The 26,338-nt window shown below is 61.1% G+C and carries 25 protein-coding genes; 20 read left to right on the plus strand and 5 right to left on the minus strand.

Annotated features, from left to right (window positions below; genetic code table 11):
• The first annotated feature begins 35 nt into the window (after positions 1-35).
• The 14 genes from cobO to E3Z29_RS11335 all read left to right on the plus strand — a co-directional run bounded on the left by cobO (position 36) and on the right by E3Z29_RS11335 (position 11,584).
• Positions 36-647: a cob(I)yrinic acid a,c-diamide adenosyltransferase gene (gene cobO / locus E3Z29_RS11275; RefSeq protein WP_041074346.1), complete on the plus strand. Its 612-nt coding sequence runs from the start codon at positions 36-38 to the stop codon at positions 645-647.
• Entirely contained in the window at positions 644-2,026 is a 1,383-nt protein-coding gene (locus tag E3Z29_RS11280) for a cobyrinate a,c-diamide synthase (RefSeq protein WP_134785787.1), read from the plus strand. Before cobO ends, E3Z29_RS11280 begins: the two co-directional genes overlap by 4 nt.
• Positions 2,023-2,673 (plus strand): 5,6-dimethylbenzimidazole synthase, encoded by a 651-nt coding sequence (gene bluB, locus E3Z29_RS11285; protein WP_134785788.1) that lies wholly within the window; start codon positions 2,023-2,025, stop codon positions 2,671-2,673. Before E3Z29_RS11280 ends, bluB begins: the two co-directional genes overlap by 4 nt.
• A complete protein-coding gene (gene cbiB, locus E3Z29_RS11290; RefSeq protein WP_134785789.1) occupies positions 2,670-3,578 on the plus strand; it encodes an adenosylcobinamide-phosphate synthase CbiB in 909 nt (302 codons plus the stop codon). Before bluB ends, cbiB begins: the two co-directional genes overlap by 4 nt.
• Positions 3,571-4,563, plus strand: a complete 993-nt coding sequence (cobD, locus tag E3Z29_RS11295; RefSeq protein WP_134785790.1) for a threonine-phosphate decarboxylase CobD — start codon at positions 3,571-3,573, stop codon at positions 4,561-4,563. Before cbiB ends, cobD begins: the two co-directional genes overlap by 8 nt.
• Positions 4,560-6,011 (plus strand): cobyric acid synthase, encoded by a 1,452-nt coding sequence (locus E3Z29_RS11300; RefSeq protein WP_134785791.1) that lies wholly within the window; start codon positions 4,560-4,562, stop codon positions 6,009-6,011. Before cobD ends, E3Z29_RS11300 begins: the two co-directional genes overlap by 4 nt.
• A 122-nt stretch (positions 6,012-6,133) precedes the next feature.
• Complete coding sequence (gene cobU / locus E3Z29_RS11305) at positions 6,134-6,655, plus strand: bifunctional adenosylcobinamide kinase/adenosylcobinamide-phosphate guanylyltransferase (protein WP_134785792.1); 522 nt, start codon at positions 6,134-6,136, stop codon at positions 6,653-6,655.
• Positions 6,652-7,707 (plus strand): nicotinate-nucleotide--dimethylbenzimidazole phosphoribosyltransferase, encoded by a 1,056-nt coding sequence (cobT, locus tag E3Z29_RS11310; RefSeq protein ID WP_134785793.1) that lies wholly within the window; start codon positions 6,652-6,654, stop codon positions 7,705-7,707. Before cobU ends, cobT begins: the two co-directional genes overlap by 4 nt.
• Positions 7,704-8,279, plus strand: coding sequence for an alpha-ribazole phosphatase family protein (gene cobC, locus E3Z29_RS11315; RefSeq protein WP_134785794.1), 576 nt, complete (start codon positions 7,704-7,706; stop codon positions 8,277-8,279). The genes cobT and cobC overlap by 4 nt, the downstream gene beginning before the upstream one ends.
• Before the next feature lies 1 nt (position 8,280).
• Entirely contained in the window at positions 8,281-9,012 is a 732-nt protein-coding gene (locus tag E3Z29_RS11320; RefSeq protein ID WP_134785795.1) for an adenosylcobinamide-GDP ribazoletransferase, read from the plus strand.
• 173 nt (positions 9,013-9,185) lie between these two features.
• Positions 9,186-9,590, plus strand: a complete 405-nt coding sequence (locus E3Z29_RS11325) for a MarR family winged helix-turn-helix transcriptional regulator (RefSeq protein ID WP_134785796.1) — start codon at positions 9,186-9,188, stop codon at positions 9,588-9,590.
• Positions 9,591-9,643: 53 nt separating this feature from the next.
• Positions 9,644-10,852: an MFS transporter gene (locus E3Z29_RS11330; protein WP_134785797.1), complete on the plus strand. Its 1,209-nt coding sequence runs from the start codon at positions 9,644-9,646 to the stop codon at positions 10,850-10,852.
• Positions 10,849-10,974 (plus strand): hypothetical protein, encoded by a 126-nt coding sequence (locus E3Z29_RS29600; protein WP_256616859.1) that lies wholly within the window; start codon positions 10,849-10,851, stop codon positions 10,972-10,974. Before E3Z29_RS11330 ends, E3Z29_RS29600 begins: the two co-directional genes overlap by 4 nt.
• 52 nt (positions 10,975-11,026) lie before the next feature.
• The gene (locus E3Z29_RS11335) at positions 11,027-11,584 is read left to right on the plus strand and encodes a glutathione peroxidase (protein ID WP_003223074.1); all 558 of its coding nucleotides are present in this window, start codon (positions 11,027-11,029) and stop codon (positions 11,582-11,584) included.
• A 202-nt stretch (positions 11,585-11,786) separates the two neighbouring features.
• On the opposite strand, the gene E3Z29_RS11340 is transcribed toward E3Z29_RS11335, so the two are convergent.
• From E3Z29_RS11340 to E3Z29_RS11350, 3 genes are all read right to left on the minus strand, one after another.
• Positions 11,787-13,058: an OmpP1/FadL family transporter gene (locus E3Z29_RS11340; RefSeq protein WP_134785798.1), complete on the minus strand. Its 1,272-nt coding sequence runs from the start codon at positions 13,056-13,058 to the stop codon at positions 11,787-11,789.
• A gap of 146 nt (positions 13,059-13,204) precedes the next feature.
• Positions 13,205-13,687 carry a hypothetical protein gene (locus tag E3Z29_RS11345; RefSeq protein WP_096797718.1) on the minus strand — a complete coding sequence of 161 codons (483 nt, stop codon included), beginning with the start codon at positions 13,685-13,687 and terminating at the stop codon, positions 13,205-13,207.
• Positions 13,688-13,961: 274 nt separating this feature from the next.
• Positions 13,962-14,186, minus strand: coding sequence for a hypothetical protein (locus tag E3Z29_RS11350; RefSeq protein WP_007962908.1), 225 nt, complete (start codon positions 14,184-14,186; stop codon positions 13,962-13,964).
• Positions 14,187-15,195: 1,009 nt separating this feature from the next.
• Between E3Z29_RS11350 and E3Z29_RS11360 the strand changes: the two genes are divergently transcribed.
• Complete coding sequence (locus E3Z29_RS11360; RefSeq protein WP_081730279.1) at positions 15,196-15,519, plus strand: sel1 repeat family protein; 324 nt, start codon at positions 15,196-15,198, stop codon at positions 15,517-15,519.
• 175 nt (positions 15,520-15,694) lie between these two features.
• Positions 15,695-17,059: a DNA recombination protein RmuC gene (gene rmuC, locus E3Z29_RS11365; RefSeq protein WP_167734194.1), complete on the plus strand. Its 1,365-nt coding sequence runs from the start codon at positions 15,695-15,697 to the stop codon at positions 17,057-17,059.
• A gap of 113 nt (positions 17,060-17,172) precedes the next feature.
• On the opposite strand, the gene E3Z29_RS11370 is transcribed toward rmuC, so the two are convergent.
• Both E3Z29_RS11370 and E3Z29_RS11375 read right to left on the minus strand, forming a co-directional pair.
• The gene (locus tag E3Z29_RS11370) at positions 17,173-20,643 is read right to left on the minus strand and encodes a PAS domain-containing hybrid sensor histidine kinase/response regulator (protein WP_134785800.1); all 3,471 of its coding nucleotides are present in this window, start codon (positions 20,641-20,643) and stop codon (positions 17,173-17,175) included.
• Between the two features lie 222 nt (positions 20,644-20,865).
• The gene (locus tag E3Z29_RS11375; RefSeq protein WP_134785801.1) at positions 20,866-21,408 is read right to left on the minus strand and encodes a TetR/AcrR family transcriptional regulator; all 543 of its coding nucleotides are present in this window, start codon (positions 21,406-21,408) and stop codon (positions 20,866-20,868) included.
• A 91-nt stretch (positions 21,409-21,499) separates the two neighbouring features.
• Between E3Z29_RS11375 and E3Z29_RS11380 the strand changes: the two genes are divergently transcribed.
• The 4 genes from E3Z29_RS11380 (at position 21,500) to E3Z29_RS11395 (ending at position 26,311) form a co-directional block, all read left to right on the plus strand.
• Positions 21,500-22,702: an MFS transporter gene (locus E3Z29_RS11380; protein ID WP_134785802.1), complete on the plus strand. Its 1,203-nt coding sequence runs from the start codon at positions 21,500-21,502 to the stop codon at positions 22,700-22,702.
• Positions 22,703-22,776: 74 nt separating this feature from the next.
• Positions 22,777-24,717: a membrane-associated oxidoreductase gene (locus tag E3Z29_RS29605; RefSeq protein ID WP_256662077.1), complete on the plus strand. Its 1,941-nt coding sequence runs from the start codon at positions 22,777-22,779 to the stop codon at positions 24,715-24,717.
• A gap of 7 nt (positions 24,718-24,724) precedes the next feature.
• A complete protein-coding gene (locus E3Z29_RS11390) occupies positions 24,725-25,036 on the plus strand; it encodes a cupin (RefSeq protein WP_097087529.1) in 312 nt (103 codons plus the stop codon).
• 105 nt (positions 25,037-25,141) lie between these two features.
• The gene (locus tag E3Z29_RS11395; RefSeq protein ID WP_134785803.1) at positions 25,142-26,311 is read left to right on the plus strand and encodes a TDT family transporter; all 1,170 of its coding nucleotides are present in this window, start codon (positions 25,142-25,144) and stop codon (positions 26,309-26,311) included.
• Positions 26,312-26,338: the final 27 nt, after the last annotated feature.

Raw genomic sequence — 26,338 nt, forward strand, 5'->3', positions numbered from 1 at the left:
CCCGCCGTTATCCAGCCTCAACGGAGAGCTCCCCCATGACCGATTCCCCCGAGCGCGACGAACGCCATCTGGCGCGTATGCAGCGCAAAAAAGCCGTGATCGACGAACGCATCGCCAATTCGCCTGACGAGTGCGGCCTGGTGCTGGTGTTGACCGGCAATGGCAAAGGCAAAAGCAGCTCGGCGTTCGGCATGCTCGCCCGCGCCATGGGCCACGGCATGCAGTGCGGCGTGGTGCAGTTCATCAAAGGTCGCAACAGCACGGGCGAAGAACTGTTCTTCCGCCGCTTCCCCGAGCAAGTGCGCTTTCACGTGATGGGCGAGGGCTTCACCTGGGAAACCCAGGACCGCCAACGTGACATCGCCGCCGCCGAAGCCGCCTGGGCCGTGTCCCGCGAGCTGCTGCGTGATCCGTCGATCGGCCTGGTGGTGCTGGACGAACTGAACATCGCCCTCAAGCACGGCTACCTCGATCTGGATCGAGTGCTCAGCGACCTGCAGGCGCGTCCGCCGATGCAACACGTAATCGTCACCGGTCGTGCGGCCAAGCCGGAAATGATCGAGATGGGCGATACCGTTACCGAAATGGGCATGCTCAAACACGCCTTCCAGGCCGGCATCAAAGCGCAGAAAGGCGTCGAACTTTGAATCAACCACGTCACTGCCCGGCGGTACTCATCGCTGCGCCGGCCTCCGGTCAGGGCAAGACCACCGTCACCGCCGCGCTCGCGCGCTTGCATCGCAACCAGGGGCGCAAGGTGCGCGTGTTCAAGTGCGGCCCGGACTTCCTCGACCCGATGATTCTCGAGCGCGCCAGCGGTGCGCCGGTGTATCAACTGGACATGTGGATGGTCGGCGAGCAGGAAAGCCGCCGTCTGTTATGGGAAGCCGCCGCCGAAGCCGATCTGATCCTGATCGAAGGCGTGATGGGCCTGTTCGACGGCACGCCGTCCAGCGCCGATCTGGCGCGGCATTTTGGCGTACCGGTGCTCGGCGTGATCGACGGCACCGCCATGGCCCAGACCTTTGGTGCCTTGGCGCTGGGGCTGGCGCGTTATCAGCCGGACCTGCCGTTTGCCGGCGTGCTGGCCAACCGTGTCGGCACTTTGCGTCATGCGCAATTGCTCGAAGGCAGCCTCACCGAAGGTTTGCGCTGGTACGGCGCATTGTCCCGGGAAACCGGGATCGAGTTGCCGAGCCGCCATCTCGGTCTGGTGCAGGCCAGTGAACTGAATGATCTGGATCTGCGTCTCGACGCCGCCGCCGAAGCCTTGGCCAGCAGTTGCGAGGTAGCGCTGCCACCGGCCGTGGAATTCGCCGCGCCTGAAATGATCAGCGCTGAACCGCTGCTCGACGGCGTGCGCATTGCTGTCGCTCGCGATGAGGCCTTTGCCTTCACCTACGGCGCCAGTCTCGACCTGCTACGGGCGATGGGCGCCGAGTTGAGTTTCTTCTCGCCGATCCGCGATACGCAATTGCCCGAGACCGACAGTCTGTATCTGCCCGGCGGTTATCCGGAATTGCACCATGTCGCGCTGGCGCAAAACACCGCGATGCTCGATGCGATCCGTGCGCACCACGCCGCTGGTAAACCGCTGCTCGCCGAATGCGGCGGCATGCTCTATCTGCTCGACGCGTTGACCGATGTCGACGGCAATCGCGCCGAACTGGTCGGCCTGCTGCGCGGTGAGGCGGTGATGCAAAAACGTCTGGCGGCACTGGCACTGCAAGCGGTGGATCTGCCGGAGGGCTCGCTGCGTGGGCACACCTATCACCATTCCCTGACCAGCACCGAGCTGACGCCGATTGCCCGGGGCCTGAGCCCGAACGGCGGGCGTGGGGCCGAGGCGGTTTATCGGGAAGGGCGGATGACGGCGTCGTACGTGCATTTCTACTTTCCGTCGAATCCGACGGCGATTGCTGCATTGTTTGCGCCAGACCTCAAGGCCGCCTTCGCGAGCAAGCTCGCTCCCACATTGGATCACCTAACCCCTGTGGGAGCGGGCTTGCTCGCGAAGAGGCCATGAGCGACAACGCATACACTGAGGCCGAGCGCACAGCGATCTATAAAGCCATCGCCGAACGCCGCGACATGCGCCACTTCACCGGCGGTACGGTCGAACCGGAGCTGCTGCGCCGTCTGCTCGAAGCCGCGCATCAGGCGCCCAGCGTCGGTCTGATGCAGCCATGGCGTTTCATCCGCATCAGCGACCGCGCCTTGCGTGGGCAGATCCAGAACCTCGTCGAAGAAGAGCGCATCCGCACCGCCGAAGCTCTCGGCGAGCGCAGCGATGAGTTCATGAAGCTCAAGGTTGAAGGCATAAACGACTGTGCCGAAGTGTTGGTCGCAGCTCTGATGGACGATCGCGAAAAACACATTTTCGGCCGTCGCACGCTGCCGGAAATGGACATGGCCTCGCTGTCCTGCGCGATTCAGAACCTGTGGCTGGCGTCCCGTGCCGAAGGACTGGGCATGGGCTGGGTGTCGCTGTTCGAACCGCAGGCACTAGCCGATCTGCTGCAGTTGCCGGCCGGGGCCAAGCCGCTGGCAGTGTTGTGCCTGGGGCCGGTCAAGGAATTCTATCCGGCGCCGATGCTGGTACTCGAAGGGTGGGCGCAGTCGCGCCTGCTCAATGAGTTGCTGTACGAAAATTATTGGGGAGTGAGTCAATGAGTGTGGCGTTGTTGAGTGTCGCCGCAGTCGCGCTGGATGCGCTGCTGGGTGAACCGAAACGCTGGCATCCGCTGGTGGCGTTCGGCAACTTTGCCGGGCGCATCGAGCGCCGTTTCAATGCGGGCGGGCGCGGCTGGCGCAGTCACGGGGTCACCGCGTGGGTGATCGCGGTGCTGCCGCTGACCTTGCTCGCCACCGCGTTTTCCTGGGCACCGTACGTGGGCTGGATCGTCGAGATTCTGGCGCTGTATTGCGCCCTCGGCATGCGCAGCCTCGGTGAGCATGTCGCGCCGGTAGCCGCCGCCTTGCGCGCCGATGATCTGGAAGAAGCGCGCAAGCGTGTCGGCTATCTGGTCAGCCGCCAGACCAGCGAACTGGACAGCACCGCTGTTGCGCGCGCGGCCACCGAGTCGGTACTGGAGAACGGCAGTGACGCGGTGTTCGCCGCGTTGTTCTGGTTTGTCGTGGCCGGTGCGCCGGGCGTGGTGCTCTATCGCCTGAGCAATACGCTCGACGCGATGTGGGGCTATCGCAACGAACGCTTCGAGCGCTTCGGCTGGTGCGCGGCAAAAATCGACGACGTGCTCAACTATATTCCGGCCCGGCTGGTGGCGCTGACCTACGCGCTGCTGGGCAACACCCGGCTCGCCTGGAAATGCTGGCGCAGCCAGGGCCCGCAATGGGACAGCCCGAATGCCGGTCCGGTGATGGCGGCCGGTGCCGGTGCGTTGAATGTCGAACTGGGCGGGCCGGCGATCTATCACGGCGAACTGCATGAGCGTCCGCAACTGGGCGAAGGTGCGCCGGCGGATGCCGATTCGATTGATCGCGGCTGGCAATTGGTCCAGCGCGGGGTATGGTTATGGCTGCTGATTCTCTGCGTGGGGGCTGAATTCTATGCTTGAGCACGGTGGCCGGCTGCGCAAGGCTGCACTCGATTACGGGATTGCCGAGGCCGACTGGCTCGACTTGTCCAGCGGCCTCGCGCCGTGGCCGTTTGCGGTGCCGGAGATTCCGCTGCGCGCCTGGGCACGCTTGCCGGAAACCGACGACGGGCTGGAGCAGGCCGCGTGCGATTACTACGGCGCTTCGCAGGTGCTGCCGGTGGCCGGTTCGCAGATGGCGATCCAATTGCTGCCGCGTTTGCGCCGCGCCGGCAAGGTCGGTGTGTTGTCGCCGTGTTATGCCGAGCACGCCGAAGCCTGGCGTCGCAGTGGTTACATCGTGCGCGAAGTGCTGGAGCAGGAAGTCGAGTTCTTTCTCGACAGCCTCGACGTGCTGGTGGTGGTCAATCCGAACAACCCCACGGGTCTGAGCCTGACCCCGGCGCGGCTGCTCGACTGGCACGCGCGGCTGGCTCAACGCGGCGGCTGGCTGGTGGTCGATGAAGCGTTCATGGACAACACGCCGCAGCTGAGTCTGGCGTCGCATACCCATCACGTTGGCCTGATCGTATTGCGCTCGTTCGGCAAGTTTTTCGGTCTGGCCGGGGTGCGTCTTGGCTTTGTGCTGGCCGAACGCAAATTGCTCAGATTGCTCGCGGAACAGGTCGGGCCCTGGGCGGTGAGCGGGCCGACGCGGGTGCTCGGTCAGGCTTGCCTGCAAGACACCGAAGCGCACACCCGGCAACGCATTCGCAGCGATGAAGCCAGTGAGCGCCTCGCGTTGTTGCTGGAGCGCTATGGCTTCAAACCTCAGGGCGGTTGCGCGTTGTTTCAGTGGCGGATCACCGAGCACGCGCCTGCGCTGCACGAGTTCATGGCCCGACGCGGCATCCTCCTGCGCATCTTCACCCATAACAGCAGCCTGCGTTTTGGCCTGCCTGCCAACGCCGCTGAAGAAGCGCGTCTCGAACAGGCGCTGCAAGCCTTTGCCAAGGAATCGAAATGACCACGCTGATGGTGCAAGGCACCACGTCCGACGCCGGTAAAAGCACGCTGGTGACGGCGCTGTGCCGCTGGGCCACCCGTCAGGGCGTGGCGGTGGTGCCGTTCAAACCGCAGAACATGGCGCTCAACAGCGCGGTGACCGCCGACGGCGGCGAGATCGGCCGGGCTCAAGCGGTGCAGGCGCAAGCCGCGCATCTCGAACCGCACACCGACATGAACCCGGTGTTGCTCAAGCCCAACAGCGACACCGGCGCGCAGGTAATCATCCATGGCCGTGCGGTCACCAGCATGAACGCGGTGGCGTATCACGACTACAAAGCCATCGCCATGCAAGCGGTGCTCGCGTCGCACCAGCGACTCAGCGCGGCATATCCGCTGGTGATGGTCGAAGGCGCTGGCTCGCCGGCCGAGATCAACCTGCGTGCCGGTGACATCGCCAACATGGGCTTTGCTGAAGCGGTGGATTGCCCGGTGCTGCTGATCGCCGACATCAATCGCGGCGGCGTTTTCGCGCATCTGGTCGGCACGCTGGAGTTGCTTTCGCCGAGCGAACAGGCACGGGTCAAAGGTTTCATCATCAATCGTTTTCGCGGTGACATCGCCTTGCTCCAACCGGGCCTCGACTGGCTGGAACAGCGCACCGGCAAACCGGTGGTGGGCGTGCTGCCATACGTGATGGACCTGCATCTGGAGGCCGAGGACGGCATCGACCAGCGCCAGACCGGCAAGGCCGAGCAAGTGCTGAAAGTGGTGGTGCCGGTGCTGCCGCGCATCAGCAACCACACCGATTTCGATCCGCTGCGTTTGCATCCGCAAGTGGACCTGCAATTCATCGGCCCGGGGCAGGCGATTCCTGCTGCCGACCTGATCATCCTGCCGGGCTCGAAAAGCGTGCGCAGCGACCTCGCGTATCTGCGCGCCAACGGCTGGGACGCGGCGATTAATCGGCACTTGCGCTATGGCGGCAAGTTGCTGGGGATCTGCGGCGGTCTGCAAATGCTCGGCGAGCAAGTGCACGATCCGCTGGGCCTCGAAGGCGCGCCGGGTTCCAGTGCCGGCCTCGGTTTGCTGGCGTTCGAAACCACGCTGGAAGCCGAGAAGCAGTTGCGCAATGTCCGTGGGCATCTGGCGCTGGAAAACGCCGAGGTCAGTGGCTATGAAATCCATGCGGGCGTGACGCTGGGGCCGGCGCTGGAGAATGCGGCGGTGCATCTGGATGACGGTCGTTGCGACGGCGCGCAGAGTCTGGACGGGCAGGTGTTCGGCACTTATCTGCACGGCTTGTTTGAATCACCGCAAGCCAGTGCCGCGTTGCTGCGCTGGGCCGGGTTGAGCGATGTGCAGGAGGTGGATTACCACGGCTTGCGCGAGCGCGATATCGAGCGGTTGGCGGATCTGGTAGAGCAGCATCTGGATACCGATTTGTTGCGTCAGCTTTGCGGAATCTAGGTTGGCTGTCCCGGCCTCTTCGCGAGCAAGCCCGCTCCCACTTTGGAACGCATTCCCATGTGGGAGCGGGCTTGCTCGCGAAGGGGGCGGTTGCCTCAACACTTAATTTTCAGGATGTCCCCATGCTCCAACTGATCCTCGGCGGCGCCCGCTCCGGCAAAAGTCGCCTGGCGGAAAAACTCGCCAGCGACAGCCATCTGGCGGTCACTTACATCGCCACCAGCCAGCCGCTGGACGGTGAGATGAACGAACGCGTCGCCCATCACCGCGCCCGACGTCCGGCCGAATGGGCGTTGATCGAAGAACCGCTGGAGCTGGCCCGCGTCCTGCGTGAAAACGCCAGTGCCGAGCGTTGCCTGCTGGTGGATTGCCTGACCCTGTGGCTGACCAATCTGCTGATGCTCGATGACGCCACGCGGCTCGCCGCCGAGCGTGAAGCCCTGCTGGACTGCCTGGCGTCATTGCCGGGGGAAATCATTTTTGTCAGCAACGAGACCGGAATGGGTGTCGTGCCGCTGGGCGAATTGACTCGCCGCTACGTCGATGAAGCCGGTTGGCTGCATCAAGCTCTGGCCGAGCGTTGTCAGCGAGTCGTCCTGACCGTCGCCGGCCTGCCCCTGACCCTGAAAGGACCTGCGTTATGACTCAAGCGTGGTGGTTGAACCCGTGCCAATCCGTGAATGCCGAGATCGTTGAACAGGCGGCGGCGCGCCAACTGCAACTGACCAAACCGGCCGGCTCCCTCGGTCGCCTCGAAAGCGTGGCGGTGCAACTGGCCGGATTGCAGGGACAGATCAAGCCGACCCTTAAGCAAGTCTGGATCGCGATTTTCGCTGGTGATCACGGGGTGGTCGCGGAAGGCGTTTCGGCATTCCCGCAGGAAGTCACTGGGCAGATGTTGCTCAACTTCGTCAGCGGCGGCGCGGCGATCAGCGTGCTGGCGCGGCAGCTCGATGCACAGCTGGAAGTGGTCGATCTGGGCACCGTGACACCGACGTTGAATCTGCCGGGCGTGCGTCATCTGAACATCGGCCCTGGCACGGCGAATTTCGCCAAGGGCGCGGCGATGACCCAGGCACAGGGCGAACTTGCCTTGCAGGCCGGTCGTGACAGCGTGCTGCGCGCCAAAGCCGTTGGTACAGAGTTGTTCATCGGTGGCGAAATGGGCATCGGCAACACCACTGCCGCCAGTGCGCTGGCGTGTGCCTTGCTCGATTGCCCGGTGGTGCACCTGACCGGTCCCGGTACCGGGTTGAATGCCGAGGGCGTCAGCCATAAAGCGCAAGTGATCGAGCGCGCACTGGCGCTGCACGCGGCGCAACGTGGCGATGCGCTGCAAACCCTGTTCAACCTCGGCGGTTTTGAAATCGCCGCACTGGTCGGCGCGTACCTGGCCAGTGCGCAGGAAGGCGTTGCGGTGCTGGTCGATGGTTTTATCTGCACGGTCGCTGCGTTGGTGGCGGTGCGGCTGAACCCGGCCTGCCGCGAGTGGTTGCTGTTCGGTCACCGTGGCGCCGAGCCGGGCCATCGCCATGTGCTGGAAACCCTTAACGCCGAACCGTTGCTGGAGCTCGGCCTGCGTTTGGGCGAGGGCAGCGGGGCGGCATTGGCCGTGCCGCTGTTGCGTCTGGCCTGTGACCTGCACGGGCAGATGGCGACGTTCGCCGAAGCCGCGGTGGCGGATCGTCCGGCATGACCTTGCGTCTGGACCTGCTGCGCCACGGTGAGACTGAACTGGGCGGCGGTTTGCGCGGCAGTCTCGATGATGCGCTCACCGAAAAGGGTTGGGCACAGATGCGTGCCGCCGTGGTCGCGGGCGGGCCGTGGGACCGGCTGATCAGCTCCCCGCTGCAGCGTTGTGCGCGGTTTGCCGCCGAACTGGGCGAGCAATTGGCTCTGCCGGTGCAGTTGGACAAGGATCTGCAAGAACTGCATTTCGGTGCCTGGGAGGGCCAGAGCGCAGCGGCGTTGATGGAGACTGATGCCGAGGCGCTGGGGTTGTTCTGGGCCGATCCATATACCTTCACGCCGCCACAGGGTGAACCGGTCAGCGATTTTGCGGCTCGCGTGCTGGGCGCGGTTGCGCGGTTGCATCAGGCCTATGCCGGTGAACGCGTTTTGTTGATCAGTCATGGCGGCGTGATGCGTCTGTTGCTGGCGCAGGCGCGAGGTTTGCCGCGTGAGCAGTTGCTCAATGTCGAAGTCGCGCATGCTTCGCTGTTTGCGCTCAGCGTCGAAGCCGATGGCGTGCTCAAGGAAGGTCACTGAGATGCTGCCACTGTGGATCGCCCTGCAATTTCTCAGCAGTTTGCCGATTCGTCTGCCGGGTATGCCGGAGCCGCAACAGCTCGGGCGTTCGCTGCTGTTTTATCCGCTGGTGGGGTTGCTGTTCGGGGTGATCCTCTGGGTATTCAACCTGGCGTTGGCCGGTGCGCCGTTGTTGTTGCATGCGGCGCTGTTGCTGACGGTGTGGGTGCTGCTCAGCGGCGCGCTGCACCTCGACGGACTGGCCGACAGCGCCGATGCCTGGCTCGGTGGTTTCGGTGATCGCAAGCGCACGCTGACGATCATGAAGGATCCGCGCAGCGGGCCGATCGCGGTGGTGACGCTGGTGTTGGTGTTGCTGCTGAAGTTCTGCGCGTTGCTGGCGCTGATCGAGCAGGGGCATGCGCTGATGTTGCTCATCGTGCCGTTGCTCGGGCGTGCGGCGCTGCTGGGACTGTTTCTGACCACACCGTATGTGCGCGCGGGTGGGTTGGGGCAGGCGTTGGCTGATCATTTGCCGCGCCGGGCCGGTTGGTGGGTGCTTGGAGCGAGTGCGCTGGCCTGCTTGCTGATTGCCGGGGTGAAAGCGATTGTTGCGCTGGTTGTCGCGTTGGTCGGGTTTGTCTGGCTGCGGCACGTGATGATGCGGCGGTTGGGCGGGACTACGGGCGATACGGCGGGGGCGTTGCTGGAATTGCTGGAGATGGTGGTGTTGGTTGGGGTGGTGTTGGTCTGAGCCATATATGTAACCGTGCTGGCCCCTTCGCGAGCAAGCTCGCTCCCACATTTGGAATGCATTCCCCTGTGGGAGCGGGCTTGCTCGCGAAGGCGACCCGTCAGGCGCCGGAAATGTTCTTGAATCACTACATGTAACTTGATTTAACACAGTCGCGGGTATATACACGCATCATGCTTCCTTCTCAGTGTTTGTGCACCAACCTGCGTCGCGCCGCTCGTGGCGTCAGCAGGCATTACGACGGCGCTCTCGACGGCTTCGGGATCAACGTTGCCCAGTATTCTTTGCTGTGCAACCTGCAGCGTCTGGATCAACCGAGCATCTCGGAACTGGCCGAAGCCATGGGTCTGGATCGCAGCACCCTGGGGCGCAACCTGCGGGTGCTCGAAGGCGAGGGCCTGGTGGCGCTGGCCGAGGGCGAGGACATGCGCAATCGCATCGTCCGGCTCACCGAAACCGGTGCACAACGCCTCGCGGCGGCGCTGGCGGCCTGGGAAGCGGCGCAACAGCGATTGATCGATCGTCTGGGCGCCGAGAAGCGTGAAACCTTGCTGCGACTGTTGGATGAACTGGCCTGAAGGCCGGTTTTTCCGGTTTTAAGCGGGTATATACCCGCGAACGGAGAATAACAATGACATCGATGTGGCGTACGTGCGGTTGGGTGTTGCTGGGAAGTGCGCTGATTCTGGCGTTGTCATTGGGCGTGCGGCACGGCTTCGGTCTGTTCCTCTCGCCGATGAGTGCGCAGTTCGGCTGGGGGCGCGAAGTGTTTGCCTTCGCCATCGCCTTGCAGAACCTGATCTGGGGTTTGGCGCAGCCGTTCACTGGCGCCCTGGCTGACCGTTTCGGGGCGGCGAAAGTGGTGCTGGTCGGCGGCGTGCTGTATGCCGCGGGCCTGGTGTGCATGGGGCTGTCCGATTCGGCACTGACCCTGTCGCTGAGTGCCGGTCTGTTGATCGGTATTGGCCTGTCCGGTACGTCGTTCTCGGTGATTCTCGGCGTGGTCGGTCGTGCGGTGCCGCCGGAAAAACGCAGCATGGGCATGGGCATCGCCAGTGCCGCCGGCTCATTTGGCCAGTTTGCGATGTTGCCGGGCACGCTGGGTTTGATCGGCTGGCTCGGCTGGTCGGCGGCGCTGTTGGTACTCGGTTTGCTGGTGGCGATGATTGTGCCGTTGGTGAGCATGCTCAAGGACAAGCCGCTGCCGGTGTTCGGTCATGAGCAGACCCTGTCTGAAGCGCTGCGCGAAGCCTGCTCGCATTCGGGTTTCTGGTTGTTGGCGTTCGGCTTTTTCGTCTGCGGCTTTCAGGTGGTGTTCATTGGCGTGCATCTGCCGGCCTATCTGGTTGATCAGCATCTGCCGGCAACCGTCGGCACCACAGTGCTGGCGCTGATCGGTCTGTTCAATATCTTCGGCACTTACACCGCCGGCTGGCTCGGCGGGCGCATGTCCAAACCGCGTCTGCTGACCGCTTTGTACCTGCTGCGTGCGGTGGTGATCGTGCTGTTTCTGTGGCTGCCGGTGACGACGACCTCGGCGTACCTGTTCGGCATGGCCATGGGCTTCCTCTGGCTGTCGACGGTGCCGTTGACCAACGGCACGGTGGCGACCTTGTTTGGCGTGCGTAACCTGTCCATGCTCGGCGGTATCGTGTTCCTCTTTCATCAACTCGGCTCGTTCCTCGGCGGCTGGCTGGGTGGGGTGGTGTATGACCGTACCGGGAGTTATGACTTGATCTGGCAAGTGGCGATTCTCTTGAGCCTGCTGGCGGCTGCGCTGAACTGGCCGGTGCGCGAGCGTCCGGTGGCGCGTCTGCAACCGGCTGTCGGCGCCGTATGAAGCGTTCCTGGCCGCGAATCGCCTTCATCGCACTCGGCGCGCTGTTGCTGGCGCTGGTGTGGTGGGGCTGGCATCAGGGCGGGCTGGCGTTGATGCAGTTGGGCATGGGTGCTTGCTTGTAGGCTTGGAGGGCGAGTAACGTCGATGTCTGATAACCGCATCAAGGATGCCGACATGTTCATGCGCTGGTGTGCTGTACCCGCGTTGTTGATGGCGTTGACCGGACTGGCCCAGGCCGCTGACTGTCCGGAGGCGCTGCAAGGTTCGTTGCCCAAGTTGCGCGCCAAGGAATCCGTCGATCTGTGCCAGCGCTACGCCGGCAAGCCGCTGGTGGTGGTCAATACCGCCAGTTTCTGTGGCTTCGCCCCACAGTTCGAGGGCCTCGAAGCGCTCAATCAGCACTACAAGGCGCAAGGCCTGGAAATGCTCGGCGTACCGTCCAATGACTTCAAGCAGGAGTCCAAGGACAGCGCCGAAACCGCCAAGGTCTGCTACGCCAATTACGGCGTGACCTTCACCATGACCGAGCCGCAGAAAGTCCGTGGCGACGATGCTACTCACCTGTTCAAGGTGCTGGCCGAGCAGAGCAGCGCGCCGAAGTGGAATTTCTACAAGTACGTGATTGATCGTCAGGGCAAGGTGATCGCGAATTTCTCCAGTCTGACCAAACCGGATGATCCGGAGTTTATTGCGGCGGTTGAAAAGGCCATCGCCTCAAAACCGCTCAACTGATAACACACGCTTTTTGTGGGAGCGGGCTTGCTCGCGAAGGCTGCGGATCATTCAGCACTTGTTCTGGATGTCAGACCGCATTCGCGAGCCAGCCCGCTCCCACATTTGATCTGTGGTATTTGAATAGGCACAAAAAAGCCCCGCTTTCTGTAAAGAGAGCGGGGCTTTTCTGTGGGCGAGGGTTTAGCCTCGCCGTGCAGCATCAGAAGCGGTAAGTAGCGCCAACACCGAAACCGTTTGCCGAGTTTTCATACTTGGCATCGTAGGTCTGGCCACGATCGTTCTGGTTGTGGATCTTGACCGACTCTTCCTTCAGGTACGAGTAAGCCACGTCGATGGTCAGGTCTTCGGTCGGGCTCCAGCCGGCACCGATGCTGAAGATCGTGCGGTCGCCAGTAGGAATGCGTGGCGAACGGTCGACGTTGTTGGTCGGCGACTGATCGAAGGTCAGACCGGTACGCAGTACCCATTCCTTGTTCAGTTGGTACGAAGTACCCACGGCGTAAGCCCAGGAGTCGTGCCAGTTCTGGTCTTCGGTGATCTCGCCAAACTGACCGGCCAGCAGCGGCTGTACGCCCGAGTTTTCAACGGTGATCTTCTTCAACTGGCTCCAGCGGGTCCAGGTCGAACCGGCATAGACGTTCCAGCGGTCGTTGATCGCTTGAGTAACCGAGAAGTCCACGGATTCAGGGGTGGTGATCTTCAGCGAAGCGTCGTACTTCTGGCTGGCACCCAGACCGACTGCAGCCAGTGCGCCGTAGTTGACCTTGGTGTTGCCTTCGAGCTTGTAGTCGACTTTCGAGTGGTAGGTCAGACCCAGGCGAGTGGTGTCGGTGGCCTGTACCAGTACGCCGATGTTGTAGCCCAGCGCGGTGTCGTCACCCTTGATCTTGACCTTGCCGTCCGGCGCCAGCTGAGTCACCGAGAGGTTGGACTCGAGGGTGCCGTCGATGCGGTTGATGGTCGGGCCGAAACCGATCGACACCACGTCGTTGAACTTGTAGCTGACGGTCGGCTGGAAGGTGATGACCTGGACTTCGGACTTGCTGCCGAAGTAACGGCCGGCAAAGCCTTTTTCGTAATCGGTAATCAGGCCGAACGGCACGTACACGCCGAGGCCGAATGCCCAATGCTCGTCGATCGGTTTGACGTAGAAGCCCATAGGTACGGAGGTGAAGGGCACCATGTCGCCTTTGTTGCTGCCGCCGTTAGGGCTGGAGCTGGCGTCGCTGATATCGGTCTTGGCATCGAGGAATGCAACACCGCCGGTGACTTGTTCGCGCGTGATGCGCGACATGCCGGCAGGGTTGCCATAAACAGTGCTTGCGTCGTCGGCAGAAGAGGATCGCCCAGCGTAACCAGTGCCCATCCCGCTGATGCTGTGTTCGTTGATGGCAAAGCCAGCTGCGAAGATCTGGGTGGATGCCATGGTAACGGCGAGGCTAAGGGTGGTTTTGAGCATGACTTTTTTCATTATTAGAACTCCTGGTGATCACCGGGGCGAAAATTACCAACATTTTCGTCCCAGCGCTATAGTCCGTATGGCTTGAGTTAGAGCGGTTTTGTAGGACAATCCGACCAGATTCGCGACCTGTTGAGCGATCTTCTGAAACTCGCCAGTCAACACGCGACCTGATTCACCGGTGAAACACAGGTTTGCCAGGCGTAGGTGAAGTCGCGCAGACGACCTTGCGGCTGGAAGGTCTGACGCCAGATTCGCGCCATGCCCAGCAGATCGTCCGGGGCGGGGAGGGTGGTGTGTTGTTCTTCTACCAGCAGCCAGGCGATGGCGGTGGCGTAACGCAGGTTGACGGTCAATTCCAGGTGCGGGCCGCTCAAAAAAGCATGTTGGCTGGCGAGGCCGCGAACCAGGCTCGCACGCTCCGGATCGAGTGCCAGATAGTGATCCCAAAGGGCCTGGTGGCGGTGCTCGGCAATCCGGTAGAGGCCGTGGCCACGGCGGTCATGCAGGGCGGAACCGAGGGCGGACTGGCTGGCGGCAATGCCCAGCAGCAGGGATTCGGCAGTTGCGCAGTGGCGTCCCAGATAAATCAGTGTGGGACGGATCACATAGCGGCACAGTTCGCTGGCAGCGATACCCATAAAACCCTCGGATCTTGTAATTGGGCGGCGATACCTGAAGGGGCCTTGGCAGCGGTGGATCGACTCAGGCTCGCCGAAAGCGGATCAAGCCGCTTGAGTTGAAGTGTAGTGTCATATTCGCGACGTAAAGGCCTGTTTTTAAAATATTTCCGGCAGCGAGCCACAGGCGTTATATCCGAAGGTGCTTAGGCCTGAAGGGCTAAAAGCGAAATATCGGGCAATAAAAAACCCCGCATTTTGTGCGGGGCTTTTGCTTTTGCAGCCTTTTCGGCTCTCAGGCAATCAATGCCTGACGCGTACGATCAATAATGGCCTGCAGCGGTTCGGCGCTGGAGTATTGATCGGGGTACAGACGCTCGCTGTGGCGAGCGATCCCGTGTTCATTGACCACGGTGAAGCTGAAGCAGCCTTTGCGAGCGGCCATGATCAGGCAGTTCATTGGGGCAAAAGCGTTGGTTAGGGTGCGAATGGCATCCTGAGTCTGGATTTGAGTAGACATAGTTATTAGGTGTTCCTACAAATGACACGGATAAGAACCGTGCAACGTTAAAACGTTCCAGTAATGTCGACCACCATTGGTCGAACAAAGAACCCGACTGGAACAAAGCAGCCAGTTTGAAGCGCTTATAAGTTGGCGCGCTTGGGCTGGCAGGTAGGTACTTAGGAGGACAGGCAACACATCGAGGGCAAAGGTTCTGGGCCCGGGGTGAAGATCCTGATCAATTTGCAGGCTGGTTCGGTCAGAGTAAGTGGTCTTCGCAACACCCTTTGCATTCATTCAAAGGCAGTGTCGGCGCAAGATTTACCTGGAAACCATCGAGGGGTCGTTCCCGCTTTTTTCGGTGAAGGGCTTCTGGGAAGAAGATTGACCGTGGGGATGTGTTCGACCGGAATTGACTTTCAGCTTGGTACTAACGCCGCGGATAGTAACGGAACGTCCTGGGCAATGCAACCCGGCGGCAAAAAAAGATTTCGGTCGGTGGCGCGGATCACGGGGGACAGGGCTGGCCCCTTCGCGAGCAGGCTCGCTCCCACGGGAGAACGGGGCCGATTGTAGGAGCGAGCCTGCTCGCGAAGAAACCATCCGTCGCCACAAAAGCGTGCAGCCATGCCCAGCGCCAACCCGCTTATCCCCAGTCCGAGGCGCAAAACGGGCCAAAAAAGCGCATCGATATAACCGGGTAACAGGTACTTGTGCACATTAGTTGCGCAGACGGTAACCTTGCTGTCATATCAATCCTGACCCCGATGGCTGCCTGTATCAAAAGTTTAAGTCAATGAAAAATATCGTCTTTTTTTGTTGGTGAAAAAATCGTCAGTTTGACTGCGAGCCCCATTCCACAAGGCTTTGCGGAGGTTCGGGAGCGGTTGTCCACTGAGTTATCCACAGCTTCTGTGGATTGTCCCTAGCGCTTGCTCTAGGACGGGCGTGCCGGGTTTTTTTCGACTTTACCTGTACGAAAAAGAGAGTAGAGTGGCGCGCCTTCCGATCTGTCCCACAGTGTTTTATGAAGTTTCGCTCAGTATCAGACTCTGTTACCTCCGAACACCCTCGTGTTACCCCTCCCAAGCGATTTTCCGTGCGTGTGGCCGAATGGCTGCTCGACAGCCCGCGCCTGGGCGATAGCCGTAATGCCAAGCATCTGGCGGGACGTCTGCTCAAGCAACCGGCGCGCGAAGGCGTGGTCGCCGCGCAAAGTCGTCTCGGCCAATTGATGTGCCGCGAGTGCGGCAATGCCCGTGATCGGCGCATCGGGCAGGATCTGCTGCGCCAGGCCGCCCGCGCCGGCGACCGTCGTGCACAACGGGAACTCGGTCTGCTCGAAGACTGAGCTGTCCAACGCCCCACGCCTTGGTTAACCTTCAGGCTTTATCGAATCGGCAGGAGTGGCTATGGCTATGGACTTGACCAGCGTGTTGCTGGGTCTGGCGGGCGCGGGATTGCCGCTGCTGGCGCTGGCCTGGCAACTGCAACGGCGGGCCAGTGATCGGCAAGCCGAGGTCGCCTTGCTCGAAGAGCGTCTGGCCATGGCGCAACTGGCGCAGGACGGGCTCAACGCCCAACTTGAGGCCAGCCGCGATGAAATCGTCGACCTCGGCCAGGCCAATGCCGCCAAGCAGGCGGAGCTGGCGGCCCTGCGCCGCGAAGTCGAGCTGCTGCAGATCGAGCGCGATGATGCCCGTGACGCTTCCCACGCCTGGAACATCGAGCGTGCCAACAAAGAGGCCGAATTGCGGCGTCTCGACGCACAGGCCGCGTCGCTCAACGCCGAACTGCGCGAGCAACAGGAAAGCCATCAACAACGCCTCAACGACCTGCAAGGCTCGCGCGATGAGCTGCGCGCGCAGTTCGCCGAGCTGGCGGGGAAGATCTTCGATGAGCGTGAACAGCGCTTTGCCGAAACCAGTCAACAGCGCCTCGGGCAGTTGCTCGATCCGCTGAAAGAACGCATCCAATCCTTCGAAAAACGCGTGGAAGAAAGCTATCAGGCCGAAGCCCGCGAACGCTTCTCGCTGGCCAAGGAGCTGGAGCGTCTGCAAGCGCTGAATCTGCGCCTGAGCGACGAAGCGACCAACCTGACCCGCGCCCTCAAAGGCCAGAAGACCCAAGGCAACTGGGGTGAGCTGATTCTTGAGCGGGTGCTGGAGCACGCGGGTCTGGAGAAGGGCCGCGAGTACCAGACTCAGGTCAACCTCAAGGGGCCGGACGGCGAGCGCTTCCAGCCGGATGTGATCATTTACCTGCCGGGCGACAAGCAGGTGGTGGTCGACTCCAAGGTCAGCCTCACTGCCTATCAGCAGTACGTTGCCGCCGAAGATGACACCCTCGGCCAGGTCGCGATCAAGCAGCACGTGCTGTCCCTGCGCAGCCACGTCAAAGGCCTCGCCGGCAAGGATTACAAGCGTCTGGAAGGCCTGCACAGCCTCGATTTCGTCTTGCTGTTCGTGCCGATCGAAGCGGCGTTTTCGGCCGCATTGCAGGCCGAGCCGGCGTTGTTCCAGGAAGCGTTCGACCGCAACATCGTGATCGTCAGTCCGACCACGTTGTTGGCGACGTTACGGGTGATCGACAGCCTGTGGAAGCAGGAGCGGCAAAGCCAGAACGCGCGGGAAATCGCCGAGCGTGCCGGCTGGCTGTACGACAAATTCGTGCTGTTCATTCAGGATCTGGACGAAGTCGGCAATCGCCTGCAACAGCTGGACAAGGCCTACAGCTCGGCGCGCAACAAACTCACGGAAGGGCGCGGCAACCTGGTCAGCCGCAGTGAGCAGCTCAAATTGCTCGGCGCGCGGGCCAGCAAGAGTTTGCCGGCGGATCTGCTGGAGCGGGCGATGACCGATGTCGATGGGCTGGTCGAAATCCCGGAATAACCCGAAGAGCTTCGCGAGCAGGCTCGCTCCCACAGTGAAATGCATTCCAAAGGTGGGAGCGGGCTTGCTCGCGAAGGCGTCAGCGGTAGCGCTGCAACACTCAAGTCAAACGGTTACAGCGGCACATACCGACTCAGCAACGCCCGCAACGCCGCCGGTTTCACCGGTTTGGCCAGATAATCCAGCCCTGCCGCATGCACCTGCGCCACCGTCTCCGGGCGGCCATCGGCGCTGATCACCACCCCCGGCACCGGCTCGCCTAACGTGGTGCGCAGCCACGCCATCAGCTCGGTTCCGGTATCGCCGTGGTCGAGGTGATAGTCGACCAGTGCCAGTTGCGGTCGTACGCCATCGTTGAGCAGCGCCGCGCATTCCTCGCGATTGCGCGCCGTCCACACCTGACAGCCCCAACGGCTCAGCAGGCTGTTCATGCCAATCAGAATGCTGTCTTCATTGTCGATGCACAGCACCTGCGCGCCGCTGAGCAACTTGCCGTTCAACTCCACCGCGGCGTTCTGCGGCAGTGATTGCGCCCGGGCCAGCGGTACGCTGACACTGAACACGCTGCCGCGCCCCGGCCACGAGCGTACGCGCAGGGTGTGGCCGAGCACGCGACATAAACCGTCGGCAATCGCCAGGCCCAGCCCAAGACCTTTTTCGGCGCGGGTCTGATGGCTATCGAGGCGCTTGAACTCCTCGAAAATCACTTGTTGTTTGTCTTCCGGAATCCCCGGTCCGCGATCCCACACTTCCAGACACAGTTCACTGCCGCGACGGCGTACGCCCAGCAGCACCGGGCCCTTGGCGTAGCGGAACGCGTTGGTGAGGAAGTTCTGCAAGATCCGTCGCAGCAGCTTGATGTCGCTGTCGATGCGCAACTGGCTGCCGCGCACACGGAACTTCAGGCCTTGTTCCTGGGCCAGCGCCTTGAATTCGGCGCCGAGCGTGTCGAACAGCTCATTGAGCGCGAACGACTTGCGATCCGGGTTGATCTTGCCGTTTTCCAGGCGGGAAATATCCAGCAGGTCGCTGATCAGGTCTTCCGCCGAACGCAGCGAACTGTCGAGGTGTTGCACCAGTTTCTGCGCCTCGCTGCTCAAACCGTCGTCCTGATGGGAGAGAGCGGCAGAGAACAACCGGGCGGCGTTCAGCGGCTGCATCAGGTCGTGGCTGACGGCGGCGAGGAAGCGGGTTTTCGACTGGTTCGCCGCCTCGGCATGGCCCTTGGCTTCGGTCAGCGCGACGTTGAGCTGTGACAACTCCTGCGTGCGCTCGCTGACCCGTTGCTCCAGACCTTCGTTGGCCTCAGTCAGCGCCTGCTCGGCTTCGCGGAACGCGGTGATGTCGGTGAAACTCATGACGAAACCGCCGCCGGGCATCGGGTTGCCGATCAGCTCGATCACCCGGCCATTGGGGAACAGGCGTTCGGACGTGTGCGCACGGCCCTGACGCATCCAGTGCAGGCGCCGGGCGACGTGGACTTCCGCTTCGCCGGGGCCGCACAGGCCACGTTCGGCGTTGTAGCGAATGATGTCGGCAATCGGCCGGCCGACGCTGATCAAACCGTCCGGGTAGTTGAACAACTCCAGATAGCGGCGGTTCCAGGCCACCAGCTTCAGCGACTGGTCGACCACGCTGATGCCCTGGGTAATGTTTTCGATCGCGCCTTGCAGCAACGCGCGGTTGAACTGCAGGACTTCCGAGGCTTCGTCGGCGATGCGCACCACGTCCTCGAGCTGCATTTCCCGCCCCTCAATCGCCGCTTTTACCACCGCCCGTGTTGAAGAAGCGCCGAGCACGCCGGCCAGCAAGCGTTCGGTGTGGGCGATCCATTCGCCGTCGGCGTTCTGGTTCGGGTTGAAGCCCTTGCCCTGCCGGTAGGCGAAACGAATGAAGCTCTGCCGCGCACGTTCTTCACCGACAAAGCGCGCCGCCAGCTGCAGCAAATCGTCGATCTGCACCGCGAGCATCGAGCGTGCACTCGGCCGGGCGCTGATTTCCTGACCGATGAAGCGCCCGGCCTGCCAGTGTTCCGAGACCCGTGTGCGCGACAGCACCGAGACCCAGGCGAACAGGGTGAAGTTGCCCGCCAGCGACAGCACTACGCCTTGGGTCAGCGGGGTGATCGGCAGGTTCAGCGGGTTGCTGTGCAGCCACGCCAGCCCGGGGAAAGTGCTCAGCGACCAGCCGAGACTGTGGGCGGCAATCGGCAGGATCAGCGTGTAGAACCAGAGGAACGTGCCGGCGGCCAGACCGGCGAACACCCCACGGCGGTTAGCCTGTTTCCAGTACAGCGCGCCGAGCATCGCCGGGGCCAATTGGGTGACGGCAGCGAAGGCGATCTGGCCGATGGTCGCCAGACTCGCGGTGGAGCCGAGCAAACGGTAGCTGACGTAGGCCAGCAACAGAATCAGCACGATGCTCACGCGGCGCACCGAGAGCATCCACTGACGGAACACTTCGAACGGGCGCTCGGCGTTGTTACGGCGCAGCAACCACGGCAAGAGCATGTCGTTGGAAACCATGGTCGACAGCGCTACGCTGGCCACGATCACCATGCCGGTGGCGGCCGACGCGCCGCCGATGAACGCCAGCAACGCCAGGGCCGGATGGGCCTGGGCCAGCGGCAGGCTGATCACGAACGAGTCGGGCAGTACGTGGCTCGGCAGCATCATCTGCCCGGCGAGGGCGATCGGCACCACGAACAGCGCGGCCAGCGCCAGATAAGCCGGGAACACCCACTTGGCCAGACGCAGGTCCTGCGGGTCGATGTTCTCCACCACGGTGACGTGAAACTGCCGCGGCAGGCAAATGATCGCCATCATCGCCACCCCGGTCTGCACCACCATCGATGGCCAGTTAATCGTTTCCTTCCAGTATTCCTCGAGGCGCGGCGCGAGCATCGCCTGATTGAACAGGTCGTCAAAACCGTCGTACAGCCCGTAGGTCACGAACGCGCCAACGGCAAGAAAGGCGAACAGCTTGACCAGCGATTCAAACGCAATCGCCAGCACCATGCCGCGGTGGTGCTCGGTGGCATCGAGGTTGCGCGTACCGAAGACGATGGTGAACAGCGCCAGTACCAGCGAGACGATCAGCGCGGTGTCCTGGGCGCGGGTGCCCATGGCGTCGGCCCCGGCGCCGATCAGCAGGTTCACGCCGAGCACGATGCCTTTGAGTTGCAGGGCGATGTAGGGCAGGACGCCAACCAGACAGATCAGCGCCACCACCACCGCCAGCGATTGTGATTTGCCGTAGCGCGCGGCGATGAAGTCGGCGATGGAGGTGATGTTCTCCTGTTTGCTGATCATCACCATTTTCTGCAGGACCCACGGCGCGCCCAGCAGCAACAGGATCGGCCCGAGGTAGATCGGCAGGAATGACCACAGCTGTTCGGCGGCTTGGCCGACGGCGCCGAAGAACGTCCAACTGGTGCAATAAACCGCCAGTGACAGGCTGTACACCCACGCGCGCATCCGCGGCGGCAACGGTGTGCTGCGACGGTCGCCGTAGAAGGCGATGGCGAACATGATGGCCATATAGGCCAGGGCGACGGCGGCGATCAGCCCGGTGGACAGCGACATGCAACACTCCCGACAAAAGACTCCCCGGCAGTCCTGCCCGGGCGGACAGTCTCGCATGAGTATGGCGGTTAGTCAGTGTCGACCAAGGTCGTGGCGTGGCGGGGTGTCGCAGGTTTGAAACCGGGTGGTTTTATGGTGACTCATCAGGCCCCATCGCGAGCAGGCTCACTCCTACAGGTGGAACGCATTCCAATTGTAGGAGTGAGCCTGCTCGCGATAGCGTCAGTCCTGTTTCAACGCCATATCGATCAACCGATGCAGCTCATCCACCTCCAGCGCCGCCGCCGAAAACAGAATCCGGAACACCACCGGCGCCACCACCAGATTGATCAAATGATCAACGCTCGGCGCTGCCTCATCCGGGTAGCGGTCAAGGATGGTCTGCAACTGCGCGCCAAGGATCGTCACGCAATAACCCGGCGTGGCACTGGCCTGCACGTCGCGCATCATGTGGCGCCCAGGCTCCGAACTCATTTCGTCCAGATACTGTTCGGCCCAGGCGCGGATATCACCGCGCAGGTCACCGGTCACCGCCGGTTCGCTGTCAGGGCGCATGCGGGCGAGGGCGACGTCGGCGAGCAACGCCGCCAGATCACCCCAGCGTCGATAGATCGTCGACGGCGTGACCCCGGCGCGCGCCGCGATTTGCGGGACGGTCACGCTGCTGCGCTCCTGTTCTTGCAGAAGCGCGCGGACTGCCGAATGAATCGACTCTTGCACCCGGGCACTGCGCCCGCCCGGGCGTAAACCTTCTTTAATAGCCATGCGCCAGACCTTAACACAAAGAATTTGCTTTAAGCCAAAGCCGAGAGCACACTCCGCAAAAGCAAAAAATTAGCTTTTGCGGAGTGTGCCCATGACCAGCCTTGCTTCCAACCGTGGCAGCCTGATTTTTCTGGCGATCACCTTGTTGAGTTTTCTCGCCGCCTCCACGGCGCCGACGCCGCTGTATCACCTGTATCAGGATCAACTGCACTTCTCGGCAGCGGTGCTGACCCTGATTTTCGGCGTGTATGCGCTGAGTCTGCTGGCGGCGCTGCTGACGGTCGGATCGCTGTCCGATCACCTGGGACGTAAACCGGTGATTTTCACCGCGGTGCTGCTCAATGCGCTGGCGATGCTGCTGTTCATCCACGCCGACAGCGTCGCCTGGCTGATCAGCGCCCGCGTGCTGCAAGGTTTTGCCACCGGCATGGCCACCGCTGTTCTGAGCGCGACGCTGCTCGACACCGACCGTCAGCAAGGGCCGTTGATCAACAGCGTCGCACCGTTGCTCGGTATGGCGCTGGGCAGCATGGGCTGTGGTTTGCTGGCCGAGTTCGCCCCGGCGCCGTTGCAATTGACCTACTGGCTGCTGCTGGCGCTGTTTGTGTTGCAGGCGGTGTACGTCTGGCGTCTGCCGGAAAGCGTCACTCCACAAGCAGGGGCCTGGGCTTCGCTGCGGCCAACCCTGCATGTGCCGGTTCAGGCGCGTTCGACCTTATGGCGTGTGCTACCGCTGAACACCGCAACCTGGGCCCTCGGCGGCTTTTTTGCCTCGCTGGCGCCGTCGCTGGTGCGCACCGCCACGGGCTCGACGTCGAACCTGATCGGCGGCGCGACTGTCTCGGCGTTGACCGTGACCGGGGCGCTGATGATTTTCACTTTGCGCAATCGTCCCGCCGGCAAAGCCCTGCAAATCGGCGCCAGTCTGCTGCCTATCGGCGTGCTGCTGATTTTGCTCGGCGTGCACAGCGCCAGTCTGGCGCTGTTTTTCCTCGGCACACTGGTTGCCGGTTGCGGCTTTGGCTCGGGTTTCCTCGGCGCGGTGCGCAGCCTGGTGCCGTTGGCCCTGCCGCATGAACGGGCCGGTTTGATGTCGGCGTACTACGCGCTGAGTTATCTGGCGTTCTGTTTGCCGGCGTTGCTGGCTGGGCATTTGACTATCAGCTTTGGTTTGCTGGCGACTACTGACTGTTACGGCTTGGCATTGGTGGTTCTCTCAGTAAGCGGTCTGATTCTGATCTCGCGTCAACCTCTGGTCTCGCGCATTAACCTCAATCCTTCCGCGGGTGAATAATTGTTTGATGGCAAAACGCCTGTTCACTACCATGCGAACCATTATTCGCAGTGAAATGATTTGAGTGAACGAGAATGGATGAAATCGGCGAATTGCTGGGACGCTTGCAGAATGGCAAGGGTGGATTACGTCCTGCTGAGAAGCGCTTGCTGGATTGCTTCAAGCGGGGAGTGATTGCCACCATCACTGACGAGCTCCCCGTCTCGTCGACTGCGGAGAATGTTGTACGAGCAACTTTCCTGCGCGCTCTGATCCTGACGTATTCCAAAGGAGCATTTCTTGGGGAGAATCTTTACCTGCAAGGTGCCTTTATCGAAGGGCCACTTTTTTTAGCGGGCATTTGCGTGACCACCCCGGTCACTTTTAAGAATTGTTTGTTTGAACGGGACCTCAATGTCCGAGGCGCCAGCTTTGAACGTATGCTCAAATTTGAAGGTTGCTCGCTCAAATCTTTTTTAGGTGAACGAATTGTTGTCAATGACAGCCTGGTCTTTTCATCAACTTCTACCAATGGTCTTGTCGAACTCGGCTCGGCCCGAATTGCCGCCAGGCTGGTTTGTTTAGGTTCACAATTTGATGGTGGGGGGGAGTCGTGCCTGGATGCCTCTTTTGCCGAAATACGTACGGGTGTTTATCTTAATGGCGGCTTTTCTGCAAAGGGCTTGGTACGTTTCAGGTCTGCCGTAATTGGCGGGCAATTCAATTGCGTAAATGCAAGTTTTACTGTTGATGACGAACAGTCTCTCGACTTGGATTTTGCTTGTATCAATGGTCCTGTCTTTCTCCGGGACGGCTTTACTTCGAAAGGCACTGTTAATTTGCTGGGTGCAAGGATCTCGGGCCAGTTGAGCTGTAGGCGTTCGAAATTTTTTGCGATTGGAAATGCACATGCGATGACCGCTGAGCGCGCTTTTATCAGAGGTAACGCGCTTTTCAGTCAAGACTGTGAAATCCAGGGGCGACTGCAACTAGCTGGTTTGGAGGTCGAAGGAAATGTTGAGTTTGATGGCGCTGCCATGCAGGAGCTACGAGCAAATGAGATGAGAGTGAAAGGGAGGCTCGATTTGCGCGACCTCAAGTCCGCTCCCAAGCAAATCTCGTTTTTAGGAACCAGCGTCGCGACCATCAATGACGATCTTGCTTCATGGGGAGAGCGCCCGATTCTCAATGGTTTTATCTACGACTCTGTGGATGTGCATAAACCGATGCCAGTCAGTGAGCGCATGACATGGTTGAAAAAGCAGAAAGCCTGTCTGGAAAAAGACGAGACGTCACCGATGACATTCAAAGAGCATTTTCGTCCTCAGCCCTGGCGCCAATTGCAGCAAGTACTTGAATCTACTGGCCATACCGAAGAAGCCAAAGAGGTGGGTATTGAGTATGAGCAGTGCTTGCGTGAATCTGGTCGCATTGGTCAGTCACCGAGTACCTGGTCCCCGTCTTTTCGAAAGCTTTACGCCGCCTCCGCGAAGTTCTTGCACTTTCTTTATGGTTATCTGACTGGCTTCGGCTACCGTCCGATGCTACTGCTGCCATGGTTCGCACTGGTTTGGGGATTTTGCACATTGGTCTACTGGAGTGCCGCCAGTTTCGGAGTATTTGCTCCCAGTAATCCCCTGATTTTTCAAAACGAAGCTTATGACACCTGTCGTCCGGACCGGGAGCAGGTGTGGCTCAAAAAGAGTAGTTATCGCACGCCGGCAGAGCTGCCAGATGCGTTCAAGGGATCGGGTAATTGGTATTTATGTGAGAAGCTGCGTGAAGAATATACCGGGTTCAGTCCGATCGCATTCTCACTAGATCTACTACTGCCTCTGGTTGACCTGCACCAGGAAAATGACTGGGCTCCACTGATTGAAACACCAAAAGCCAATCCGGTTTTTGAGTTTTTTAGCTTCTTTATCAGTGGCAAGCGTTGGGTCCGATTTGTGATGTGGTGCGAGATTCTTGCTGGATGGGGCTTCAGCCTGCTGTTTGTCGCTGTGGTTTCTGGTTTGGCACGTCGCAAGGAATAGGACATCGATGAAGATTATCCGCAGCAAGTCGTTCACCGCCGAGCGTGCCTGGGGTGCGCTGGACATTGCCAACATGAACGGCATCACCACGCGCCTGCACTGGACTGATCAGCCTTACAAATGGCACGTCAACGATGGTGAGGAAGTGTTTGTGGTGCTCGATGGTCAGGTGCAGATGCGTTATCGCGAACAGGGTGAAGAAAAGCAGGCGCTGCTTGAGGTCGGGGACATCTTCTACGCCTCAGTCGGTACCGAGCACGTGGCGCATCCGCAGGGCGCGGCGCGGATTCTGGTGATCGAAAGCGAAGGCAGTGTTTGACTGCTTATCTGTAAAGTAGATAACAGATAGAGAAATTACCCGTTATATAGATATTCGATTCGGTTCTACCATGGGCTCAACCTCACCTGAGGACAGGAGTTCATGATGACTTGCCCCAACACCGCCAAACCCGGCATCAAGCCGTTCAGCCAGCTTCAGCATCCACGTGAAGTGATCCGTCAATTCACCCCGAACTGGTTCGCCGCGACCATGGGCACCGGCGTGCTGGCCCTGGCGCTGGCGCAATTACCGGTGGCGATTCCCGGGCTGCACGTGGTGGCCGAGGGTTTGTGGCTGTTCAACATTCTGTTGTTCACCTTGTTTACCTTCGCCTATGCCGCGCGCTGGATTTTATTCTTCGATGAAGCGCGGCGGATCTTCGGTCACTCCACTGTTTCGATGTTCTTCGGCTCCATTCCCATGGGTTTGGCGACCATCATTAACGGCTTTCTGCTGTTCGGTCTGCCACGCTGGGGCGAGGGCGTAATTCATCTTGCCGAAGTGCTGTGGTGGCTCGACGTGGCGATGTCGCTGGCCTGCGGTGTGTTGATCCCTTACATGATGTTTACCCGCCAGGAACACAGCATCGACCAGATGACCGCGGTCTGGCTGTTGCCGGTGGTGGCGGCGGAAGTGGCGGCGGCCAGCGGCGGCTTGCTCGCTCCGCATCTGGCTGATGCCCACGCGCAACTGGTGGTGCTGACCACCAGCTACGTGCTCTGGGCATTTTCCCTGCCGGTGGCGTTCAGCATTCTGACTATCCTGTTGCTGCGCATGGCCCTGCATAAACTGCCTCACGAAAACATGGCCGCCTCAAGCTGGCTGGCCCTCGGCCCGATCGGCACTGGTGCGTTGGGCATGTTGCTGCTGGGCGCTGATGCACCAGCGATCTTCGCCGCCAACGGCCTGCCGGGCATCGGTGAAATCGCTGCTGGCGTGGGGCTGGTCGCCGGTATCACCCTGTGGGGCTTCGGCTTGTGGTGGATGTTGATGGCGCTGCTGATCACCGCGCGTTACCTGCGTGACGGCATCCCGTTCAACCTCGGCTGGTGGGGTTTTACCTTCCCGCTGGGCGTGTATTCGCTGGCGACCCTCAAGCTCGCCAGCACGCTGAACCTGGGTTTTTTCAGCGTGGTCGGCTGCATGCTGGTGAGCCTGCTGGCGGTGATGTGGCTGATCGTCGGTAAACGCACCGTGCAAGGCGCGTGGCGCGGTGAGCTGTTTGTCTCACCTTGTATTGCAGGGTTGAAGAAATATCCTGAAAAGTTTAGGTAAGGTGTGGCCTGGATCGCCGATCGAGAT

This window comes from Pseudomonas sp. S150 (genome assembly GCF_004526365.1).
Lineage (GTDB): Bacteria > Pseudomonadota > Gammaproteobacteria > Pseudomonadales > Pseudomonadaceae > Aquipseudomonas > Aquipseudomonas putida_A.